The 21,086-nt window shown below is 65.5% G+C and carries 18 protein-coding genes; 7 read left to right on the top strand and 11 right to left on the bottom strand.

Annotated features, from left to right (window positions below):
* Position 1 precedes the first annotated feature (1 nt).
* From ACFQU1_RS25865 to ACFQU1_RS25855, 3 genes are read right to left on the bottom strand one after another with little or no spacing between them, the layout of a single operon-like run.
* A complete protein-coding gene (locus ACFQU1_RS25865) occupies positions 2–862 on the bottom strand; it encodes an alpha/beta fold hydrolase (RefSeq protein WP_378138218.1) in 861 nt (286 codons plus the stop codon).
* On the bottom strand, positions 849–2,312 hold the full coding sequence (locus ACFQU1_RS25860) for an NAD(P)-binding domain-containing protein (RefSeq protein ID WP_378138216.1): 1,464 nt from the start codon (positions 2,310–2,312) through the stop codon (positions 849–851). The genes ACFQU1_RS25865 and ACFQU1_RS25860 overlap by 14 nt, the downstream gene beginning before the upstream one ends.
* A complete protein-coding gene (locus ACFQU1_RS25855) occupies positions 2,309–3,322 on the bottom strand; it encodes a LysR family transcriptional regulator (protein WP_378138392.1) in 1,014 nt (337 codons plus the stop codon). The genes ACFQU1_RS25860 and ACFQU1_RS25855 overlap by 4 nt, the downstream gene beginning before the upstream one ends.
* A 101-nt stretch (positions 3,323–3,423) precedes the next feature.
* Here ACFQU1_RS25855 and ACFQU1_RS25850 point away from each other — a divergent pair, with 101 nt between their 5' ends.
* Positions 3,424–3,939: a CMD domain protein gene (locus tag ACFQU1_RS25850; RefSeq protein WP_378138214.1), complete on the top strand. Its 516-nt coding sequence runs from the start codon at positions 3,424–3,426 to the stop codon at positions 3,937–3,939.
* Between the two features lie 29 nt (positions 3,940–3,968).
* The gene (locus ACFQU1_RS25845) at positions 3,969–4,544 is read left to right on the top strand and encodes a peroxidase-related enzyme (protein ID WP_378138212.1); all 576 of its coding nucleotides are present in this window, start codon (positions 3,969–3,971) and stop codon (positions 4,542–4,544) included.
* A gap of 53 nt (positions 4,545–4,597) precedes the next feature.
* On the opposite strand, the gene ACFQU1_RS25840 is transcribed toward ACFQU1_RS25845, so the two are convergent.
* From ACFQU1_RS25840 to ACFQU1_RS25805, 8 genes are all read right to left on the bottom strand, one after another.
* On the bottom strand, positions 4,598–5,449 hold the full coding sequence (locus tag ACFQU1_RS25840) for an ABC transporter permease (protein WP_378138390.1): 852 nt from the start codon (positions 5,447–5,449) through the stop codon (positions 4,598–4,600).
* Positions 5,449–6,384 (bottom strand): ABC transporter permease, encoded by a 936-nt coding sequence (locus tag ACFQU1_RS25835; RefSeq protein ID WP_378138210.1) that lies wholly within the window; start codon positions 6,382–6,384, stop codon positions 5,449–5,451. The genes ACFQU1_RS25840 and ACFQU1_RS25835 overlap by 1 nt, the downstream gene beginning before the upstream one ends.
* Before the next feature lie 4 nt (positions 6,385–6,388).
* Positions 6,389–8,053 (bottom strand): hydantoinase B/oxoprolinase family protein, encoded by a 1,665-nt coding sequence (locus ACFQU1_RS25830; RefSeq protein ID WP_378138208.1) that lies wholly within the window; start codon positions 8,051–8,053, stop codon positions 6,389–6,391.
* Between the two features lie 2 nt (positions 8,054–8,055).
* Positions 8,056–10,143, bottom strand: a complete 2,088-nt coding sequence (locus ACFQU1_RS25825; RefSeq protein WP_378138206.1) for a hydantoinase/oxoprolinase family protein — start codon at positions 10,141–10,143, stop codon at positions 8,056–8,058.
* A 534-nt stretch (positions 10,144–10,677) separates the two neighbouring features.
* The gene (locus ACFQU1_RS25820; RefSeq protein ID WP_378138204.1) at positions 10,678–12,222 is read right to left on the bottom strand and encodes an ABC transporter substrate-binding protein; all 1,545 of its coding nucleotides are present in this window, start codon (positions 12,220–12,222) and stop codon (positions 10,678–10,680) included.
* Positions 12,223–12,474: 252 nt separating this feature from the next.
* A complete protein-coding gene (locus ACFQU1_RS25815; RefSeq protein ID WP_378138202.1) occupies positions 12,475–13,032 on the bottom strand; it encodes a flavin reductase family protein in 558 nt (185 codons plus the stop codon).
* A 24-nt stretch (positions 13,033–13,056) separates the two neighbouring features.
* Complete coding sequence (locus ACFQU1_RS25810) at positions 13,057–14,199, bottom strand: M24 family metallopeptidase (protein ID WP_378138200.1); 1,143 nt, start codon at positions 14,197–14,199, stop codon at positions 13,057–13,059.
* A 23-nt stretch (positions 14,200–14,222) separates the two neighbouring features.
* Complete coding sequence (locus tag ACFQU1_RS25805) at positions 14,223–15,329, bottom strand: M24 family metallopeptidase (RefSeq protein ID WP_378138198.1); 1,107 nt, start codon at positions 15,327–15,329, stop codon at positions 14,223–14,225.
* 135 nt (positions 15,330–15,464) lie between these two features.
* On the opposite strand from ACFQU1_RS25805, the gene ACFQU1_RS25800 reads away from it, so the two are divergent.
* The 5 genes from ACFQU1_RS25800 to ACFQU1_RS25780 all read left to right on the top strand — a co-directional run bounded on the left by ACFQU1_RS25800 (position 15,465) and on the right by ACFQU1_RS25780 (position 21,074).
* Positions 15,465–15,881, top strand: a complete 417-nt coding sequence (locus tag ACFQU1_RS25800) for an ester cyclase (protein WP_378138196.1) — start codon at positions 15,465–15,467, stop codon at positions 15,879–15,881.
* Positions 15,878–17,272: a dipeptidase gene (locus ACFQU1_RS25795; RefSeq protein ID WP_378138194.1), complete on the top strand. Its 1,395-nt coding sequence runs from the start codon at positions 15,878–15,880 to the stop codon at positions 17,270–17,272. Before ACFQU1_RS25800 ends, ACFQU1_RS25795 begins: the two co-directional genes overlap by 4 nt.
* Before the next feature lie 241 nt (positions 17,273–17,513).
* Positions 17,514–18,773, top strand: a complete 1,260-nt coding sequence (locus tag ACFQU1_RS25790) for an acyl-CoA dehydrogenase family protein (protein ID WP_378138192.1) — start codon at positions 17,514–17,516, stop codon at positions 18,771–18,773.
* Between the two features lie 88 nt (positions 18,774–18,861).
* Positions 18,862–19,938 carry an ABC transporter ATP-binding protein gene (locus ACFQU1_RS25785; RefSeq protein WP_378138190.1) on the top strand — a complete coding sequence of 359 codons (1,077 nt, stop codon included), beginning with the start codon at positions 18,862–18,864 and terminating at the stop codon, positions 19,936–19,938.
* Positions 19,939–20,006: 68 nt separating this feature from the next.
* Positions 20,007–21,074, top strand: a complete 1,068-nt coding sequence (locus ACFQU1_RS25780) for an ABC transporter substrate-binding protein (protein WP_378138188.1) — start codon at positions 20,007–20,009, stop codon at positions 21,072–21,074.
* Positions 21,075–21,086 lie beyond the last annotated feature (12 nt).

Below are 21,086 nucleotides of genomic sequence, written 5' to 3'. Positions count from 1 at the left end.
GTCATGCGGTGTGCGCGAGGAAATCGCGCACCCCGGCGACGACTCGCGCATTCGCCTCGATATGGACGGCGTGGTTGGCGCCGGCGATCTCCAGGAGCTCGGCACCCGGAATGCGTTCGGCGATGAGGCGCGACTGGCTCGGCGGGCAGATCCAGTCCTCGCTGCCGACGACGACGAGCGTCGGCACGTCAATTCCGGGAAGTCTGTCCCGCAGGTCGTAGTCCTTGTGCGCGAAGAGCGCGTTATGCGTCTCGGCGTGCAGATGCATGGTGCGCGTGCGCTCCAGCGCGGCATCGGGATCGAAGTTTTCATAGTAGAGCGGCTGCAGCGCGAGCCAGATCAGCCTGAGCTCGGTGTCGTCGATCACCTTGTCCGAGAACATCTTGTCGACCATGCCGAGCGAGGCGCTCGTCGCCTTCCCGATGCGGGCTTTGAAATTGGCAATCGCCTCGGCCTCGTGGTGATGGCTCGGGGCGGTGCCGCGCAGGATGAGCCGCGACAGCGCCGCCGCGCCGTATTTCGCCGCATAGGTCAGCGCGATCATGCCGCCGAAGGAGCCGCCGATCAGGATGATGCGCCGACCGCCGCAGAGCGTCTGGCGGAAGGCTTCGACGTCGTCGGCGAACTGCTCGAAGGTATAGGGCGGCGTGAGCGACGAGAGCCCACAGCCGCGCTGGTCATAGGCGAGGATGCGGTAGCGATCGGCGAGCGGCGCATAGGCGCTGAACTCGCCGCGGTGGTCGCCAATGCCGCGCCCGCCATGCAGCACGACGATCGTCTCCGCGTGGTCCTCGCCGGCGAGCGCGTAGCGGAAGGTGGCGCCGTTCAAGTCGATGGTTTTCAGGCTCTCATGCGGGGGCATTGGCATCCTGCTTACGATCGGCGTCGGTCCATTCGTCGCCCAGAAGCTCGGGTGTGTCATAGGCTTCGAGCGCGCGGAAATGCGCCTCGCGGTCTTCCACGAAAAGGCTGCGGGTGATGCCGCGCACGAGCCGCTCGGCCCCCTCGCTGATCGCCGGGATGTCGCCTGTAAGCTTGCCGTGGCTCAGCGTCGCCGGGTAATTGAAGCAGTGGATGCGCGCAAGCGCCGGGCAGGCGCCAGGCACGCGCTCTTGAAACGCGAAGCTCTCGCCGAGATCCGGCGAATAAGCGAGCTCGCTGTTGTCGAGTCCCGGCGGCGGCGTGAAACGGTCATGCCAGAGGCGGACGTGTGGAGCGAATTCGGCAAGCTCCGGCCGGCGGCCGAGATCGACCGCAAAGCCCGTGGCGAAGATGATGAAATCGACCGTATAGCGGCCCTTCGGCGTGGTGATGGCGACACCATCGCCGCTCTGCGCCAGGGCGGTGACCGGGCTGCCGAGATGGAAATGCGCATGGGCGTGCTGGGAGACGCGTAGCGTGCTGTCGCGTGGCGGTGGCGTCTGTGCGCGCAAGGCGTAATCGAGGAAGCGCCATTTCCATTCGTCCGGCAGGCCGGCAAAGCCATGCACGACGCCCTGGCTGCCGATGCCGGTGAATTTGTTGATGCGCGGGATGTCGGTGCGGCGGATGAAGAGATCGAGCCGCGCGGCGCCGCTTTCGAGCGCGGTGGCCGCATTGTCCATGGCGGAGGCACCGGCGCCGATCACGGCCACGCGCTTGCCGGCGAGCGCGGCAAAGTCGATGTCGTCGACCGAATGCGCCCAGAAGCGGCGTTCGATCTGATTGGCGAAGGGCGGCACATAGCTGCCGCCGAGGCCGTCGCGGCCGGTGGCGAGTACCAGGTGACGGGTGAAGACGGTCTCGGTCCGCCCGCCACACTCCAATGTCAGTTCGAGGAGATCGTCGGCCGCGTGGACCCCCGCGAGCGTCGTCTCGTTCTGGACGGGCACGTCGAGCATGCGCCGATACCAGATGAGATAGTCCATCCACAGCACGCGCGGGATGCGGCCGAGGGCATCCCAGGCGGCGCGGCCGAACTGCGCCTCGTAGAAGGCGCGGAAGGTAAGCGCCGGCAGGCCGAGCGCCGGCCCCGTCAGCTGTTTCGGCGAGCGGAGCGTGCGCATGCGCGCGAAGGACACCCAAGGCCCTTCCCGGCCTTCAGGAGCCCGGTCGTAGAGAACGTGATTGAGAATGCCCTTGCGCTTGAGCTCGGCGGAGGCGGCGAGCCCCGCCATGCCGGCACCGATGATGACGACGTCGCGCACGCGCTTGCCGTTTTTCTCAAGCGGCGGCACCCATTCCTTCGCGGGGAATTCCAGCCATGCAAGATCCTGCCGCAGGCGGCGCTCCAGGGCAGGAAGGCCCATGATCTCGCCCGACGCGGCGGTCATGGTGTGCTCTCCGAAACCGCTGCGGCCGCATCGGTCTCGGCGCCGTAGATGGCGGCCGCCAGCGCCTCGCGTCCGGCGGCATCGTGCAGCCTGAAGCCGGGGAGAAGCGCGGCGGCGGTCTCCTGAAGGGCGAGGCTCAAGGCTTCCAGGCTGGGCGTCAGCGGCCGGGCGGCGGGTACGATGGCGCCGAAGAGGAAGGGGATCGCGACATCGAGCGGCCGCACCGCCACGCCTTCCAGCGGAAGGCCATAGGCGCTCGCCGGCTCGACGAGCGCGACGCCGAGCCCGGCACGCGCGGCACCCAGAGCCGTCAGCGCGGAATTGGTGTCGATCAGACTCGCCGGTGAAACACCGGCGCGCGCCAGCGCCTCGTCGACGCGCCGCCTCAGCCGATAGGGGTTGGCCATGGTGATCAGGCGCCGGCCGGCGAGATCGGCCATGCGGAGGACGGGCCGCTGCGCGAGCGCGTCGTCGGCCGGCACGGCGGCGACACAGGGCGCTTCGCCGATCCAGAGCACGTCGACGCCGGGATGCTCGATCGGCAAGGTGGCGATGCCGATGTCGGCGGAATGCGCCTGAACGAGCTGGATCACCTGTTCGGCTGCCACCGATTGCACATGCATCACGCGCGGCACGAGCGTCGGATCGAGTCGCGCCAAGGCCTGTGCCGTGATGCCGGTGGCGAGTGCGGGCGTGGCGGCGATCTCGATGGCGCGCAGCTCCGCCGCGCCGATGGCGGCTGCGCGCTCGCGCATATGCCTGAAACCGACCAGGAGCCGCTCGACCTCCTCATGGAAGGCGAGCCCTTGCGGCGTCGGCGAAATGCGCGGCCCGTTCCGGTGCAACAGCGGGAAGCCGACATTCGCCTCGAGGTCCTGGATGAGCCGCGTAACCGCCGGCTGCGAACGGCCGAGCAGCCGCGCCGCCCCGGTGATGCTGCCGGATGAGATGACCGCGGCGAAGGCCTCGAGCTGCTTGATGTCGAAAGCGTCAGAATTCATTTTACGGATGATATCTTCATCTTTATGCTGCGCAAGCATAAAAGCAGTGCAGCGAGGCATCCTCGGCCCTCCTGCGCCTGCACGAGGAAGTTAGTGAGCAAGGACGCATCATGATCAGTTCCACGCCGGAGCAGGCGCATGTCATCGAGCGGCTGGCAGGCGTTGCCGCCGGATCGCCGATCGCGGATGCCCTCGCGAAGCGTGCCGAGATCATGGAGTTGAGCCAGGCGAGCCACGACGCCATGCTGACGCCCCGCGCGCCGGGCGGTCTGAGCCACGGGCTTCGGGCAGTGCTCGCCGCGCGTATGGCCGCATGGAATGGGGACGAGGCGCTTGCGGCGCATTATCACGTGCTGCTCGACCGAAGCGGAGAACGGGACGTCTTCGCCGACGCCGCTTCACCGACGGTCGGCTTCGAGGAATTCGCCGACCGGCAGCTCCGGGCCATCCTGCGCCATGCCGATATCCTGTCGAAGGCGCCACGAGAGGCGACGCGCAGAGATATCGAGGCGCTCAAGGCCGCCGGCGTCGGGGAAGCAGATATCGTGCGCCTCGCCGAGCTCACCGCCTTCGTCAATTACCAGATACGTGTGATGGCCGGCCTGAGGCTGCTCGCAGCATCCTGACGGCAGCTTTCCATTCTTAGAGATCCGCCATGCCCACGCCCGTCCACGACTTCACCACCGACATCCCGCGCTGGTCGCCCTATATCACGCCCGTCAGCCTCGAAGAGGCGACGCCCGAGCAGCTCGACGCGATGAAGATCACGCCGTCGAACAAGAAGGTCTCGGCCTATGTGCTGACGCTGGCGCACGACCCCGAGTCCCTCAAAGTGCGCTCGCCGCTGTTCAATGCCATTATGTATGGTCGCGACGGGCTCGCCTCCGCCGAGCGCGAGCTCGGAGCCGTCGGGGCCTCTATTGTCAATCGCTGCGTTTATTGCGCCGCCGTCCACAGCGCGCGTTTCAACCAGCTGACGAAGACGACCGAGGTAATCGAGACCATCTTCGACGACGGCGTCGACGCGAAGCTCGAAGAACGGCACCAAGCCATTTTCGATTTCGCCGTGAAGCTCTCGCGCGCACCGTCTGAGGCGAGCAAAGCTGACATCGCCGCCCTGCGTTCCGCTGGTCTTTCGGAGCTGGAAATTGTGGATCTCGTCCTGTCGGTCGCGATTTTCGGCTGGGCGAACCGGCTGATGCATACCCTTGGCGAGCCGGTCAGGGACTGAGATACAGACGCGTTGACGACAGCACGTCCAATCTTCCCCCTCAAGGGGAGAGATCAACGCTGCCGCGGGTCAAAAAAGTCGCGCAGCCAGTCTCCAAGCAGATTGACGCTGAGCACCGTCAGCATCAGCGCGATACCAGGGAAGGTGATGATCCACCACGCGCTCGCGATATAGGTACGCCCGTCCGCGAGCATGCGCCCCCAGCTCGGCGAGGGCGGTTGGATGCCGAGCCCGAGGAAGCTCAATCCAGCTTCGAGCACGATGGTGCGCGCGAGTTCGAGCGTAGCCACAACGAGCGCCGGCGTCAGCACATTCGGCAGAATATGGTGGAAGAGGATACGCCCCGTGGTTGCGCCGATCGTGCGCGCCGACAAGACGAATTCCCGCTCGCGCACCGCGAGCACCTGCCCGCGGACGATGCGCGCGTAGCGCACCCAACTCGTCAGCGCGAGTACCGCGATGAGATTGCCGAGGCTTGGCCCGAGCGCCGCGACCACAAGAAGTGCGAGCAGCATCAAGGGAAAGGCGAGCTGGATGTCGACGACGCGCATCAGGACCCGGTCGACCCAGCCACCGAAATAACCGGCAATCAGGCCGAGGAAGACGCCGACGATGCCTCCGAGAAGGACCGCCGCGCCAGCAATCATCAGGGTAATGCGGCTGCCGGTTACGATGCGGCTCAAGATGTCGCGGCCGAGCTGGTCGGTGCCTAGCGGATGAGCGCCGAGCCCGGACCAGGAGAGCGTTGGCGCGGCCATCCGTGCCCGGAGGTCCCCACGCAGCGGATCGGGCAGCCCGAGCCACGGTCCGAACAATGCGATGAGCACCAGCACGGCGAGCAGGATGCCACCGACGATGCCAAGCCAGTTGTGGCGCTGCTTACGCAGCTGCTTGAGAGCGAGCATCACGATTGCCGAATCCGGGGATCGAGGACGGCATAGAGGCCGTCGACCAGGAGATTGACCGCCACGAAGATCGTCGCGACGATCGCCACACCCGCCTGCACGACCGGGAAGTCCTTCGTCTCGATGGCCTGCACGATGACCCGGCCGACGCCGGGCCAGCCGAAGACGGTCTCGGTGACGGCCGCGCCGCCGAGGAGCTCGCCCGCGAGGATGCCGACCATGGTGACGACCGGGATCAGCGAGTTGCGGATCACGTGCCGGATATAGATCGACCGCGGCATCAGCCCCTTGGCTTGGGCGGTGCGGATATAGTCCTCACGCAGCACATCGAGCATGGAGGATCGCAAAAGCCGCGCGATGCTGGCGGTCGTGAAGCAGGCGAGCGTCACAGCCGGTAGGACGAGATGCTGCCATGTGCCGTAGCCGCCGGTCGGCAGCCAGCCGAGATCGACCGCGAAGACGAGGATCAGCATGATGGCGAGCCAGAAGGAGGGTGTCGCCTGGCCGAGAAGCGCGATGCACATCACGGCCGCTTCGAGAATCGATCCGCGGTAGATGGCTGCCAGCGCACCAGCGATACCGCCGACGGCAATCCCGATGACGAGGGCGGTAACGGCGAGCAAAGCGGTTGCCGGCAGACGCTCCAGCACTACCTCGAGCGCCGGCCGCGAGAACTGGAAGGACTGGCCGAAATCGCCGTGCAGCAAATCGGCCAGGAAGGTGAGATATTGCACGGCCAACGGCTGATCGAGGCCGAGCTGCACCCTCAGTTCCTGCAGCTGCGCCTGGCTTGCCCCGATGGGGAGGAGGAGCACCGCCGGATCGCCGAGGAGCCGCGACACCACGAAGACGATCGTGACCACGCCCCAGATGGCGATGAGCCCCTCGCCGAGCCGGGTGAGAAAGCGGCGTGATGTTCCGGTCAGGGCCGCCATCCTCTTAGAGGTCTAGTCCGTAGATTTCGACTGCGGCCTTCACCGAGATCCGCTCCTCTTTGAGGTCGCGCAGAACACGTGCGCGGTCGCGTTTCTTGGGGTCGCCGTAACCGCCACCAGCCGCCGCGACCATGCCGACGGATTGGCCGGGCTGCAGCACACCCGCGCGCTTGTGGAGCGGCGGCACGCCTTCCGACAGCTCGACCCGCGCGACGGTGCCGGGCAGCCCCCCGAAGAGGCCGAAAGGCGGCACGACGCTGTTGGTGCCGCCGGCGGAGATGGTGGCGACATGGTCGAGCACGCGCACGCGCCTGCGCATCGTCATGCCGCCGCGGAATTCGCCCGGGCCGCCCGAATCCTGCACGAGCTCGTAGCATTCGACCATCACCGGATGCTCGGTCTCCAACGCCTCGATCGGGAGATTGGCGGTGTTGGTGGTGTTGACCTGCACGCCGTCGAGGCCGTCCTTGTCGGCGCGCGCGCCCATGCCGCCGCCGTGCATCTCGTTATACACATAGAAGCGGCCGGTACGCGGGTGAATGCCACTGGTGGTCAGCAGCGTCCCGCCGGTCGAGGCCGCGGCGATGCGCGCCGGGATCACCGGCGCCAGCGCGGCAAAGATCATATCGACGAGCCGCTGGCCGATGTCGGTTCGGCTATAGACGGCAGCCGGCGGCGTCGAGTTCAGCACGCTGCCGAGCGGCGCCGTGACATGAATCGGCCGATGGAAGCCAGCATTGGCCGGAACGTCCGGATCGACCAGCGCCTTCACCGCGAAATAGACGGTGGCGAGAAGCGCCGTATAGACCATGTTGATGCCGGCCCGGACCTGCGGCGGCGCGTCCGGAAAATCGATGAAGATCTCGTCGCCCTTCACCTCGATCTTCACCTTGAGGTCGAGGATCTCGCCGATGAGATTGCTGTCGAAATCGTGCCGGAACTCGTAAACGCCGTCGGGAATGGTGGCAATGCCGGCCCGCGTGCGGCGCTCGGTGTAATCGAGCACCTGCTCGGCGGCGCGTGCCACGATTTCGCGGCCGTATTTGTCGCAGAGCGCCTGGTAGCGCAATACGCCGAGGCGGTTGGCCGCCATCTGGGCGCGGAAATCGTTGATGCGTTCGCGCGGCACCTGGCAATTGAGCAGGATGAGCTGCATGACGTCATCCTGCAGCACGCCCTCGCGATAGAGCCGCACGGGCGGGATGCGCAGGCCCTCCTGGAAGATATGGGCGTGGCCTCGGTCGACGAAATCGGAGTGATGGGCGAGATTGGTGACCCAGGCCGCCAATTCGCCGCCGTGGAATACCGGCTCCAAGAAGACGATGTCGTTGAGATGGGTGCCGCCGCCTGTATAGGCGTCGTTGCCGACGAAGACATCACCGGGCCGCACGGTCGACAGGTCGTGATGCTTGAAGACATGCTCGGCGATGCCGAGGAGCGAGCCGAGATGCACCGGAATATGCTCGGCCTGGGCGATGATCCGCCCCTCGGTGTCGAACAGCGCGGTCGAGCAGTCCTGCCGCTCCTTGATATTGGTGGAATAGGCGGAGCGGATGATCGCCTTGCCCATTTCCTCGACGATGGTCGTCAGCGCGCTGCCGATCACCTCGACGGTGATGGGATCGAGCGTGCGGGCCTCGGGCGAAGAGGCGGCTTCGAGATTGGCCATGCTCAGCCCTCGATGATGAGATTAAGGTAGGGATCGACGGTCGCGGCCTGCCCGGGCAGCACGAGCGTCGTCGAATCCATCTGGTCGACGATCGCGGGTCCGGCGATGCGGTGCCCCGGCCCCAGCTTCTCGCGATCATAGATCGGACAGGGGGTGAAGCCGCCGGTCTCCGGCAGCCACACCTCGCGCCGCGTGACGATCGCGGTCTCGACAGGCGTCGTGGCCTTCGCCTGCGGCTTGAACTCCGCCTTCGGCACCAAGCCGACCGCCTCGAGGCGCAAGGTCGTCACCTGGATCGGCTCCTCTTCGGCGATATAGCCATAGACTTGGCGGTGCGCGCGTTCGAAGCCCTCGCGCAGCGCCTTGATCGCAGCGGCATCGATGGGCCCCGCCGGACAGTGGACGGTGAGCTCGTAGCCCTGGCCGCCATAGCGCATGTCGACAGCGCGGATCACGGAGCGGCGTTGCGGCTCGATCGCCTCCTGCGCGAACCAGGTCTCGGCGCGCTCCTCCAGGCTGGCGAAGCCCTGCTGCAGGCTCCCGGCCTCCTCGTCCGACAAGGGCTGCAGCCGTGTCAGTGACATGTTGGAGCGCAGATCCGTGAGCAGGAGCCCAAGCGCGCACATGATGCCGGGATATTTCGGCACGACGAGGCGCGGGATCTCGAGCTCGCGCGCCAGCCGGGCCGCATGGATCGGGCCCGCACCGCCGAAGCCGAGCATGGCATAATCACGGGGATCGTAGCCGCGCTCCACGGAAATGACGCGGATGGCCTTCGCCATATTGGCGATGACGACGCTGATGATGCCCTGCGCCGTCGCCATCACGTCCATGCCGAGCTTCTCGGCGAGACGGGCGATAGCGGCCTTGGCGCGCGCTTGGTCGATGGGCATGCGGCCGTTCAACAGATGCGTCGGGTTCAGCACCTGCAGCACGACATTGGCGTCGGTGACGGTCGGCTCCTCGTTGCCGCGCCCATAGCAGACGGGACCGGGATCAGCGGCGGCGCTGCGCGGCCCAACCTTTAGAAGACCGCCTGCGTCCACATAGGCGATCGAGCCGCCACCCGCGCCGACCGTGTGGATGTCGAGCATCGGCAGCTTCAAGGGATAGCCGTGCACGACCGCATCGTTCGACATCTGCGGTTTGCCGCCATCGATCAATGACACGTCCGTGGAGGTGCCCCCCATATCGAACGTAATGAGGTTCTCGAAACCCGAATAGCGGCCCATGGCGAGCGCGCCCATGACGCCCGCCGCCGGTCCGGACAGCACCGTGCGTGCCGGAAAGTCCTGCGCGACGTCCGAGGAGATGACGCCGCCGTTCGACTGGGTGAGATGGACATGGGTATCGACGCCGATGTCCTTGAGCCGCGGCTCGAGCCGCTCCAGATAGGAGCGCATGATCGGCCCGAGATAAGCGTTCACGACTGTCGTCGAGAAGCGCTCATATTCGCGGAACTCTGGCGCCACCTCATGCGACACGCTGATGAAGGCGTCCGGCATCTCCTCGCGGAGGATGCGCTTGACGAGCGCCTCGTGGGCAGGCGCGACGAAGCTGAACAGGAAGCAGACGGCGACGGAGCGGATGCCGGCTTCCTTCAGCTTGCGCACCGCCGCCCGCACGTCCTCCTCGACGATCGGCACGAATACCTTGCCGTCGAAGGTGACTCGCTCCCGCACCTCGAGCCGGTTATCCCGGGTAACGAGGATCGGCGGTTTGTCGGTCTGGATGTCGTAGAGTGAGTCACGCTTTTGCCGGCGCAGCTCGATGATGTCACGGAAGCCTGCCGTCGTGATCATGCCGGTATTCGCGCCGCGCCCGACGATGAGCGCATTGGTCGCCACCGTCGTGCCGTGGCCAAAATAGACCACCTCGCCCGGTCGCCCGGTCGCCCGCGCTACCTCAGCGAGGCCTTGCTCGACGCCGCCGGCGATGCCGAGGGAGGGATCCTGCGGCGTGCTCGCCACCTTCCAGACATGGACCTCGCCGGAGGTCTCGTCGAACATGCACACGTCGGTGAAGGTACCGCCGGAATCGACGCCTATGCGCAGGCGTGCGGAATCCGCGGTCTGTCGTTCTGAGGACACGTCGTTATCCGTTTCAGTTCGAGCAAGCGGGATGAGCTGATGTTGATTGAGGTCGACCGCCCGTGGGCCGTTTCACGTCGCCGCCCCAAGAGGTGAGGGAGCGATCGCATTTGACGGCGCTGGAATGATCCTCCCCCGAGGGGGAGGTGGTCTCACATCGAACGCGGGCAGGCCCGCGTTCGATCTGACGGCGGAGGGGGACACAACGGCCGTCCTGCATCCCACCCGGCTCCGAGCTTCGCTCGGTTCCACCCTCCCCGTGCAACTCGGATGTTTCCGAGTCGCACTCCCAATAATCCGCAAATCGGGAACACCCGATTTGCGTTGGGGAGGGATCAAGCCGTCGCGCTTTTCACGTCCGAGAGCCTGGCTTTCAGACGGAGGTGAAACGGCAGACTGCATGCAGATCGCCTCCGGGCGAGGTTGGTGGCCTAGAGCAAGCCTGTCTGTCGCGGACTTGCTCAACTTAAAAATAGCCGAGCAAAATCACCGGCTTGCATGGCATCAGGTGATTCCATGCAAGCCGGATTTGCTCTAGCGCAGCTTCACGTCCATGGCTCGCACCCAGTCGTCACCGCGGGCCTGCCACTCGATGTCCGGGCTCTCCGCGTAAGTAATGGGCGTGAAGAACATGAAGATGAGCGGCGCTGCATCGCACATGGACTGCGTGAGCTTTTTGTAGAGCGCGCTGCGCTTGGCTGTGTCGTTGGTGGAACGAGCCTCGCGCGCCAGTTTCGTGAAGTCCGGATTGTCCCAATAGGCCTGGGGATTGTCGGATTCCCAGAAGTTCAAGAGGCCGCCGGCGTCGAGCGTTGGCCAGCCCAGCCCGAAATAGGCGGTATCGGCGAGGTTTCGCGCGACGAGATACTTGTTCATGAAGGCGCCGAACTCGAGCTCGCGAATGGTTGCCTTCACGCCGACTTCGGCGAGCTGGGCAGCGACCACTTGAGCGATATCGGAGGCCTGGATATAGCGGCCGGTCGGCACTTCGAGCTCGATGGAGAGGCCATCCGGATAGCCGGCCTCGGCAAGCAGGGCTTTGGCTTTCGCCGGATCGTAGGGAATGGGCTTCAGATCGGGATTGTAGCCGAAATAGGCGGGCGACAGCACCTGGCAGCTTTCGAGCTCACCGAGCCCGTCGAGCAGGCCGTCGTTGATCGCGGTGCGGTCGACGGCGAGGTTGAGCGCCCGCCAGAGCTTCGGATTGTCCTTGAAGGGCGGGCGCGTCGCGTTGAGCTTCACGAACATGGCGCGCGTGCCGGTGACAGAGCTGGCCTTGGCGCGTTTGCTGTCGTTGATGCGCTTGATCTCGGAGGTCGGAAAAACCGTGACGAGATCGACGTCGCCGGCGAGCAGCGCCGCGATGCGCGCGGCATCTTCCGGCATCACGCGGAAGGTCACCTTGTCGAAAGCGGGCTTCTCGCCCCAGTAGTCCTTGCGCGCCTTGAGCACGATTCGGTCGCCGCTCACGAATTCGGCGAGTTCGTAGGGGCCGCTGCCGAGCGCCGTCGTCGACGGGTTATGCTCGGCCGTCCATTTCGGCGGCATCAGGAAGAACATGGACATCTGGGCCGGAAGATCGGGGTAGGCGCCACGCGTCACGAATTCAACGACCGTCGGCGAGACGACCCGGACCTCGGTGATATTGGCGAACCATGGCTTGTTGCGCGCGCCGGTCTTCGGATCGAGGATCCGCTCGACATTCCATTTCACCGCATCGGCATCGAGCTTCTCGCCGTTGGGAAAGGTCACGCCGTCGCGCAGCTCGAAGCGCCAGACCGTATCGCCGACCGGCGTCCAGGAGGTGGCGAGCCCCGGTCGCAGCTTGAGGTCTGGCCCGCGGTCGATAAGCGGCGTGTAGATGTGGGAGACGACGCTCAAGTCCGTGCCGACCGTCGTCGACTTGTCCGGATCGAGCGTATTGACATTGGTCGGCAGAGCAATGGTGAGATCGCGTGCCAGGGCGATGCCCGTTGCGCCAAGGAAAAGCGTCGCGGCTGCGATGCCGAGCGCCGTGCAACGCGCGAGGCGCCCGTCCGTGGGCGCAAGGCGGTGCCCGCCTGAATTCTGGAATGCCATATGGACTACCCTACCGACTGAGGTCGTTGTGACCGTTCCCATCTTGGCGCCAATCGTGGCATCTAGATTGGCAGCTGTCAAACGCACTCATATGCCCTTGCGAGCTATGGCATCATCCGCCACTGCCTGTCGGAGCCGAGCGTCCGAAATACCGACAAGTGCACGCTGCTCTCGACCTTGAATGCGGACCAAAGCGTTCGACGGAGCCTTACCGATCGAGCCGGTGCCGTCCGCCGAACCTTGCCCTATCCGTCAGCCTGACCGGCCTTGCTCGGCCCGCAGCGCATTGACCTCCCGGTAGGCGCCGCGGAAGAAAAGCAACGGCTCGGTTTCGTCATTCCAGGCGAAGGAGACGACGCGGCCGACGAAGATGACGTGGTCGCCGCCGTCGTGACGGGCATGAGCGGCGCATTCGAAATGCGCGAGGACGCCGGGCAGTAGAGGGGCGCCGGCGTGGCCGGTGGCATGCTCGATGTCGGTCCACTTGTCACTCGCCGGCCGCGCGAAGCGGCCGGACAGGTTAGCTTGCTCGCGCGACAGGACGTTGACCGCATAACCCTCGAGCTCGAGCATCGCCGGCAGGCTGAGGGCGCCCCGCGCGATGCTGAACAGCACGAGGGGCGGCTCTAGCGACACCGCATTGAACGAGCTCACCGTCATGCCGAGCCGCTCGCCAGCCGGACTCAAGCCGGTGACGACCGCAACCCCTGTGGCGAACTGCCCGAGCGCCCTGCGGAAGAGCCGTGCGTCAAAAGCATTCGGCTCCATTCGAGGCACCGGAGCGGCAGAGAGATGCTGCTGTTCGGCCATGGCGAGATTCCCTGATCTAAGTCCTCAGGCGACGAACAAGCGGCGGTCCAGCCTCGTTAGCCGCTCGCCGCCGGCAGGCGTGACGAGGACCGTCTCGCTGAAGGCCATACCTTCCGCCCAGCCGTACATGTGGAACACCATGTTCTCTTCCAGCAACCAGTCGGAGGTGGGCAGGAAGACGCGCGTGAAGTCACTGGTGCGCGGAATCGTGACGAGCCCGAGCGTGTAGCCCGTGATGTTGGTGTAGGTCTCGCGCAAGCCGGCCGCGAGCACCTGGTCGCGCAGGATGCGATCGACGTCAGAGGCGAGCGCGCCGGGCTTCATGGCGGCGAATTGCTCGTCCTGGAAGGCCACGAGCTTCTCCGCCACTTCGCGTTGGCGTGGCGTCGGCTCCCCGACCGAAACGGGTCGCATAGAGCGGGCGCTATAGCCGCGATAATGTGGCACCATTTCGATATGGACGATATCGGCCGGCGCCAGGACGCGGCTGCCCAGCCCGCCGTGGAGCGTGCTGGAGCGGGGGCCGGACTGCATGAGCACGAGACGGGTGTTGTCGGCGCCGGCACGCAGCGCTGCCGCCGTGATGGCCGCAGCGACCTCGCGCTCCGGCACACCGATGCGCGAGGCTTCTGCACCCGCGAGGGTGGCAATGTCGCAGATCTCCGAGCAACGTTTGAGATAGGCGATCTCGCGCGGCGACTTCTTGAGCCGAAGCTCCCACATGTGGCCGGCGAAATCGATGAAGGTGGCTTCGCTGAGCTCGGTTTTCAGGCGGGCGAGCCGCGCGGGCAGCATGATGTGCGAATCCGTCTCCACCGCAATGCGGACGCCGGCCCAGCCGCGGCGCTTGAGCTCCGTCACAACAACCGTCATCGGATCCTGGTCGTCATGGAAGAGGACGTGATCGGTCGTCCAGCTCATCTCCTCGAGCATGGGGCCGTCGAGCGAGCGAACGATCATGACGGGTTCGCCCGCGGCCGGCATGAGGCAGCACTGGTACATCGCCGCGGTTGGAATGTGCCCGGTGTAATAGGCGAGATGCTCGAATTCGTCGATGATCAGCACGTCCGCGCCGGCATCCGCCATGCGCTGCCGCAGCTTGGCGACACGCGCGTCGTAGTCTTCGCGCGGGAAGGCGAGCGCCTTGCCGGATGGATCGTGCGACATGCTGGTGCTTCCTTCGAAAGCGATTAGCCGAAGCGGACGAGATCGCGTGGCGACTGGGTGAGGCGGGTCGCGCCGTCCTGCGCGACGACGACGATGTCCTCGATGCGCACGCCCCAGCGGCCCGGCACATAGACGCCGGGCTCGTTGGAGAAGGTCATACCGACTTCGAGCGGCGTGTCGTTGCTCGCGACGATGTACGGCGCCTCGTGGGCGGCCAAGCCGATGCCGTGGCCGAGGCGGTGCGTGAACAGCGGGCCGAAGCCATGGGCGGCAATATGCTCGCGCCCAGCGGCGTCGATGGCACCGGCGGCCACACCCGGCCGGATGGCCCGGAATGCGAGTTCCTGTGCCTCGCGCACGATCTCATAGAGTGCGACATAGTCCGGATGAGGCTCGTCCGAGACGGCGACTCGGCAGATATCGCCGTAGTAGCCTTCGTAGCAGCCGGCGAAGTCAAACACGACCGGCTCGCCCGCGGCGATGACGTGGTCCGACCCATGATGGAGCGAGGAGGCGCCGTTGGGGCCGGCGCCGACATCGACCCACGTCACCTCGCTGAAGCCTTGAGCCCGCATCATAGCGTCGATCCTGGCGCGCAGTTCGAGCTCTGTGTGGCCTACCATGCTGTCGGTGGTCGCGACGAATTCGGCCCAGACGGCATCGATCTTCGCAGCCGCCGCAGCGAGGGCGGCGATCTCCTCGGGACCCTTGACCATGCGCGGCGCCTCGATGAGCGCTGCCCCGTTCTTCAGCGACACGTCGGGCAAATGCACGGCGAGTTGCAAGAGGAATCCGCTCCAGAATTCGGCGTTGACAGCGATGCTGCGGACGCCTGCGGCCCGAGCCTTCGCAGCGACGGCGGCGAGCGGATCTTCGGTCTCGTCCCAGATGCGGAGCTCCACGCCGGCCATGGTCTCGTAGAGTGGCGCCTGCAGGCGTGGACTGAAGATGACGTCTCTGCCGTCCGCGCCGATGGCGAGCGCCACGAAGCGTTCCGTGAGAATGGCGTTGCGTCCGGCGAAATAGCGAAAGCCCGCACTCGGCCCGATGAGGAGGAGATCGATGCCGGCGGAGCGCATCGACGTGCGTACGGCCTGGCGTCTGTGAACAAGGGGAATTGTGGTTGTCACCGGCCGCTCCACAAAGGCGCGCCCCCCGTCACAGCCGAAGGCGCTAGCGTCTGTTTCCTGCATGCAGTACACATATGGTCGCGCTGCCGCGTTTTTTGTCAAGCGGTCTCAGCGCCGACAAAGCGGAGAAGATCGATGGATGCAGCGCTCACGCCGAAGGAGGTCATCCTTCGCTACTACGATCTGGTCTGGGACCGGCGTCAGCCGGAGGCGATCGAGACCTTGTTCGCGCCCGAATACGTCAATCACGCTGGCGCGCGCGGCACACTCGCGGGCCCCGCGGGCATCACCAAGAACTACCACTCGCTGATCACGGCCTTCCCCGACGTGCGCTTCACCCTCGATGATGTCCTCGTCGACGGCGACAAGGTCGTGGTGCGCTACACGATGCTTGGCATTCACCAAGGTGAGTTCCAGGGCAGGCCACCCACCGGCCGAGCCGTTAACGTGCCCGGCATTGGGATCTACCGCGTGGCGGGTGGGCTCATCCGCGAAAGCTGGGTGCTGCGCGATTCGCTTGTGCTGCTGCGCCAGATCGAGGCCACGGGTTGAACGCAACCTCGCGAGACTTCGAGGCCTATCTCCAGGCCCGGCAGGCCGATTTCGTCGCCGAACTCGCGGAATTTCTCAGCATCCCGAGTGTCTCGGCCGCACCCGAGCATTTCGGCGACGTGGAACGCGCCGCCGCCTGGGTGGCGGAGCGTTTGAAAAAGGCGGGGCTGGAGCATGCCGAAGTGCTCCACGCCGGCCGCTACCCCATGGTCTATGCGGATTGGCTGAAGGTGCCCGGCGCGCCGACGGTGCTGATCTACGGCCATTTCGACGTCCAGCCGGCCGACCCCGTGGAGGCCTGGACGCGTCCACCCTTCGCGCCGACTGTTGTCGGCGGGCGGATCTATGCGCGCGGTGCCTCTGACGACAAGGGTAACATGTTCGCGCCGATCCTGGCGCTCGAAGCCTTGCTCCGAACGCGCGGCCGCCTGCCGGTGAACGTCAAGCTCCTGTTCGAAGGTCAGGAGGAGATCCTGAGCCCCGACCTGCCGGTCTTCGTTGCAGAGCATCGCGAGCGCCTCGCCTGCGACATGGCCTTCAGCGCCGACGGTTGGCAATGGAGCGAGACGGAGGGCGATCTGCGCATGGGCTTGCGCGGCATCTGCGCGCTCGAGATCACCGTCCATGGGCCGAAAGCGGACCTCCACTCCGGCGTGCACGGCGGGGCGGTCGCCAATCCCATTCACGCGCTGGCAGCGTTGATGGCCGGCCTGCGCGACGCCGACGGCCGCGTCGCAGTTCCAGATTTTTACCGCGAAGTCAGGGCGTTGAGCGAGGAGGAGCGCCGGCTCATCGCGGCGGTTCCCTTTGATGAAGCTAAATACCGCGTACAGGTCGGCGTCGAGGAATTGGCGGGCGAGACCGGCTTCACGCCGCGCGAGCGCATCGGCGCGCGGCCGACCCTGGAGATCAACGGCATCAGCGGCGGATATGTCGGAGCCGGCGTCAAGACCGTGCTGCCATCGACTGCGAGCGCCAAAATCACATGTCGGCTCGTGCCCGACCAGGACCCTGCGGTGATCGCCGCACGCGTGCGGGACCATCTCGTTAAGCAGGCGCCGCGTGGCGTACGGGTCGAGGTCGAGATCCTGCCCAATGCCGGCCATCCCTATCTCATCCCCATGGATCACCCGGCCAACAGGGCGGCGCGCGACGTGCTCGTCGAGCTATATGGTCGCGAGCCTTACTACACCCGTTCGGGCGGCTCGATCCCGATCCTCGACCTCTTTCGCCGCGAACTCGGCGTCTACACAGTGGTGTTCGGCTTTGGCCTGCCGGACGAGAATTTCCACGGACCCGATGAATTCCTGCGGCTTTCGAGCTTCCGCCTGGGCCAGCTGGCCTATGGGCTTCTCATCGACCGCATTGCTGAAATTTCCGCCAGCGCGTGAGCCCCTCGGCCGTGTGAGGGCGTGCCTTGAGCGACAGTCACACCCGGAAAAGTCACCGGATGGTCCATGTAATCAGCCCATCGGCCGCAAATCTCGCCATGCCGTTGGCATGCCGGCATAAAATTTGTGCAATTCGGATTTGACGAACTCGTTCGTCTCTTGCATGCTGCATGCAATAAGCAAAACGCGATGAGACAGGCGTCTGGGCGCCGGCCATCCCCCATCTGAAAAGGAACGCGTCATGGGCTTCTCTCTGTCCGCCGAGCAGAAACGCTGGGTCGAGACTGCGCGCTCGCTGGCGGCCGATATCTCGGCCCATTCGCGTCGTGACGACGAAGCGGCGACTTTTCCGAAGGAAACTTTCGCCAAGCTGCGCGAGGCGGGCCTGTTGAAGCTCGCCGTGCCGAAGGAATATGGCGGGGAGGGCACGCCGGCCGGCAACGCCCATCTTACCGCCTATCTCGTTACGGAGGCGGTGTCGCGCGCCTGCGTCGCCACGGGCTGGGATCTCATCATTCACTATCACCAGTGCGGCGCCGTCGCCCGCCTCGGCAGCGAGGAGCAGAAACGGCGCATTCTGGGCGACGTCGTCAATAATGGCGCCATCATGGGCTCGCTCGGCTCGGAGGTGAACCACCAGGAGCAGACGGCCGCCAAGGATGCGACTCGTAAATTGATCTTCCAGGCGGAGATGACGCCGGTACGCGGCGGCTTTCTCGCCAATGCCTCTAAGCATTTCTGCTCGAACGCCCCCATCGCCGATTACCTGCTCTACTGGAGCATCGCTCCCGGCGCCAATGCGGCGACGGACGGGCTCACCCTGTCCATCGTGACGAAGGATAGCCCTGGGCTCACCTTCAACAAGCACAGCTGGGACGACATCGTCGGCCTGCGCTCGTCGGTGAGCTGGAGCGCCAAGCTCGAGAACGTCTTCATCCCGTGGGAGAACGTCCTCGGCGAGCCCGGCGACTTCGTGCAGAAGGACCCCTACACGCTCGAGCTGTCGCAGGCCTTCCAACTCCTCGGTGGCGCCCAGGCCGCGCTGGATTATGTGCTGTCGACGCTAAGGGCCCGGCCTTTCTTGCAGAAGGAAGAGGGACTGATGGTGCTCGTCGGCGAGCTCTCGGGCGAGATCCAGGCGGCACGCGGTTCCTGCCTCCTCGCCAATGCGCTGTGGGAGCAGGAGAACTTTGGCGAAGCCGCGCTCGCTTCGCTCCGCGCCCACCACACCGCGCGCGAGACGGCGCTGCACGTCATCAGCAAGGCTTTCGACATCGTCGGCACACGAGCCCTCTTCAAGACGGCGCCGCTCGAACGCATCTGGCGCGACGTTCGTACGGCATCCCTCCACACGCGTGCCTCGCAGCTGCTGCGCCTCGTCGCCGATGCCGAGGTCGAGGGTCGCTATGCACCGAAGCAGAAATATGGTGCCCTGGTCGATAAGCCGCGGACCTGGGCCGATCTCGGCATTCCGCGCGAGCCGCGTGTCGAGGTGGCCTGAGCCCGCCCATGACCGTCCTGCCATGATGAAGACGCGCCGGGCTTGAGGCCCGTCGCCCCTTGCGACGCCTTGAACCTCAGAGAGCCCCATGACCCTCGGTGCCAGCCTCGTCCTTCGCGATCTCGCCAAGTTCTACGACGGCAGCGGTGCGGTGCTCGGTGTCTCGCTCGATCTCGAGCCTGGTAAATTTTTGACGCTGCTCGGGCCGAGCGGCTCCGGCAAGACCACGACCTTGATGATGGTTGCCGGTTTCGTCGAGCCGACCGCCGGCGACATCCTCGTCAACGGCAAGTCGGTCGTACGCATGCCGGCGCACAAGCGCGACATGGGCATGGTGTTCCAGAACTATGCTCTGTTCCCGCATATGACGGTGGCCGAAAACGTTGGATTTCCCTTGAAGATGCGCGGCGTGGCGAAGTCGGAAGCCGCCGACCGCATCGCCCAATTCGTCAAGCTCGTCGGGCTGGAGGCTTTCGCTAAGCGGTATCCCGCCCAACTCTCCGGTGGCCAACAGCAGCGCGTGGCGCTTGCCCGCGCGCTGGTCTTCAGTCCCTCGCTGGTCCTCATGGATGAGCCGCTCGGCGCGCTCGACCGACGCCTGCGTCTGCAGATGCAGGAGGAGATCAAGGGCATCCAGCGCGAGCTCGGCCTCACCGTGGTCTATGTGACGCACGACCAGGAAGAGGCGCTCACCATGTCGGATGTGGTCGCCGTCATGGAGGCCGGGCGCGTATCGAGCTTCGGCACGCCGCGCGAGATCTACGAAAGGCCGGGCAATCGCTTCGTCGCCAATTTCATCGGCGAGTCGAACTTCATTCCCTGCCGCCTCGGCGGCACAGGCGAGCGGCCGATTGCCGTGCTCGACAGCGGCGCCGAGGTGGAGGTCGCGCCGGGCGATGTGCCGGCCGGCTCGTCCGGCGTCATCTTCCTGCGTCCCGAGCGCCTGCGGCTGTGCAAGCCCGAGGACTCGTTGCCGAACAAGGTGCCGGGCCGCGTCGTCGGTGAGATCTATCTCGGCGACGCGTCCCTCTTCCGCGTCAGGATCGGCGAAGGCCTCGAGGTGAAGGTCAAGCGCCCCAACCGCGGCATCGGCATGCCGGTGAGCGAGGGCGACCAGCTCATGGTGGGCTGGCAGCCCGCCGACAGCATCGTGCTGCGCGAATAGCAGGCCTCGCCGCCGACGTCGGGCCAGCACCAATCTGACAATAAGCAATATCCAGAGGAGTGTGTCGCATGTCTGAGTTGGGTCCGAAGGCTTTTCTTCTGAAAGCCAGTCTTGCCGCCGCGTCCGTCGCTGCAATGGTCATGGCCGCGCCCGCTGCCGAGGCGCAGAGCCCCGGCAATCTTGTCATCCTGTCGCTCGGCGGCAGCTATCAGGAGGCGCAGAGCAAATACTGGTTCAAGCCCTTCGCTGAAGCATCGGGCGTCACGCTCTCGGAAGCCTCGGGCTACAACTTCGCCAAGCTCAAGGTGATGATCGAGTCCGGTAACGTGGAGGCCGACCTCGTCGACATCTCAGCCGACACCACCGCAAATCTTGCTGCCGCCGGCCTTCTGGAGAAGATTGACTGGTCGAAAATCCCTGCCGAGTGTCAGGCCGGTATCCCGCCGGAGATGAAGAACGACTACGCCTTCCCTACGATCCAGTGGGCGATGGTGATGGCTTACAACACCAACAAGTATCCCGGCGACAAGGCGCCGAAGACTTGGGGCGACTTCTGGAACGTCCAGGCCTTTCCGGGCAAGCGCTCGTCGATCGGCGCGACGCGACCGCCGGTGGAGCAGGCCGCGCTTGCCATCAACGGCGACATCGCCAAGCTCTACCCCTTCGATCTTGACGCCTCCTTTGCCAAGATCCGCGAGCTCGGCAGCAACATCGTCTTCGCTGATGGCTACGCCCAGGTCGCACAATATCTGTCCGACGGCGAGGCGGACATGATCATCATACCCAATGGCCGTGTCGCGCCGCTGATCGCCGCGGGCAAGCCGGTGGCTATCAACTGGAACCAGCACCTCACCTTCCCGAACTTCTTCGCCATTCCGAAGGGCGCCCCCCACAAGGACAACGCGATGAAGTTCTTGGCCTATGTCTGCAAGCCCGAGATTCTGGCCAAGCTCGCCCAGCCGACCAACTACGGGCCGATCAACAGCGAGGCCTACAAGTTCATCCCGGCCGAGATCGCCAAGCTTCTGCCCGGCAACCCAGCGACCGCCAAGCTCGGCCGTGAGGTCGACACGGTGTGGCTCGGCAAGGTGCGCGCCGATATCGCCAAAGGCTGGGCGAAGCTCGCCGTTCGCTGACGCGCGGCAGTT

It is taken from the genome of Chelatococcus sp. GCM10030263 (genome assembly GCF_042666455.1).
GTDB lineage: Bacteria > Pseudomonadota > Alphaproteobacteria > Rhizobiales > Beijerinckiaceae > Chelatococcus.
The sequence above is the reverse complement of the archived record's forward strand: the minus strand, read 5'-3'. Positions and strand labels throughout refer to the sequence as shown.

Excerpts from the sequence above, each read along its gene's own strand:
- ACFQU1_RS25865 (WP_378138218.1), bottom strand. The coding sequence starts at position 862 with ATGCCCCCGCATGAGAGCCTGAAAACCATCGACTTGAACGGCGCCACC.
- ACFQU1_RS25860 (WP_378138216.1), bottom strand. The coding sequence starts at position 2,312 with ATGACCGCCGCGTCGGGCGAGATCATGGGCCTTCCTGCCCTGGAGCGC.
- ACFQU1_RS25850 (WP_378138214.1), top strand. The coding sequence starts at position 3,424 with ATGATCAGTTCCACGCCGGAGCAGGCGCATGTCATCGAGCGGCTGGCA.
- ACFQU1_RS25845 (WP_378138212.1), top strand. The coding sequence starts at position 3,969 with ATGCCCACGCCCGTCCACGACTTCACCACCGACATCCCGCGCTGGTCG.
- ACFQU1_RS25840 (WP_378138390.1), bottom strand. The coding sequence starts at position 5,449 with ATGCTCGCTCTCAAGCAGCTGCGTAAGCAGCGCCACAACTGGCTTGGC.
- ACFQU1_RS25835 (WP_378138210.1), bottom strand. The coding sequence starts at position 6,384 with ATGGCGGCCCTGACCGGAACATCACGCCGCTTTCTCACCCGGCTCGGC.
- ACFQU1_RS25830 (WP_378138208.1), bottom strand. The coding sequence starts at position 8,053 with ATGGCCAATCTCGAAGCCGCCTCTTCGCCCGAGGCCCGCACGCTCGAT.
- ACFQU1_RS25820 (WP_378138204.1), bottom strand. The coding sequence starts at position 12,222 with ATGGCATTCCAGAATTCAGGCGGGCACCGCCTTGCGCCCACGGACGGG.
- ACFQU1_RS25815 (WP_378138202.1), bottom strand. The coding sequence starts at position 13,032 with ATGGCCGAACAGCAGCATCTCTCTGCCGCTCCGGTGCCTCGAATGGAG.
- ACFQU1_RS25810 (WP_378138200.1), bottom strand. The coding sequence starts at position 14,199 with ATGTCGCACGATCCATCCGGCAAGGCGCTCGCCTTCCCGCGCGAAGAC.
- ACFQU1_RS25800 (WP_378138196.1), top strand. The coding sequence starts at position 15,465 with ATGGATGCAGCGCTCACGCCGAAGGAGGTCATCCTTCGCTACTACGAT.
- ACFQU1_RS25790 (WP_378138192.1), top strand. The coding sequence starts at position 17,514 with ATGGGCTTCTCTCTGTCCGCCGAGCAGAAACGCTGGGTCGAGACTGCG.
- ACFQU1_RS25785 (WP_378138190.1), top strand. The coding sequence starts at position 18,862 with ATGACCCTCGGTGCCAGCCTCGTCCTTCGCGATCTCGCCAAGTTCTAC.
- ACFQU1_RS25780 (WP_378138188.1), top strand. The coding sequence starts at position 20,007 with ATGTCTGAGTTGGGTCCGAAGGCTTTTCTTCTGAAAGCCAGTCTTGCC.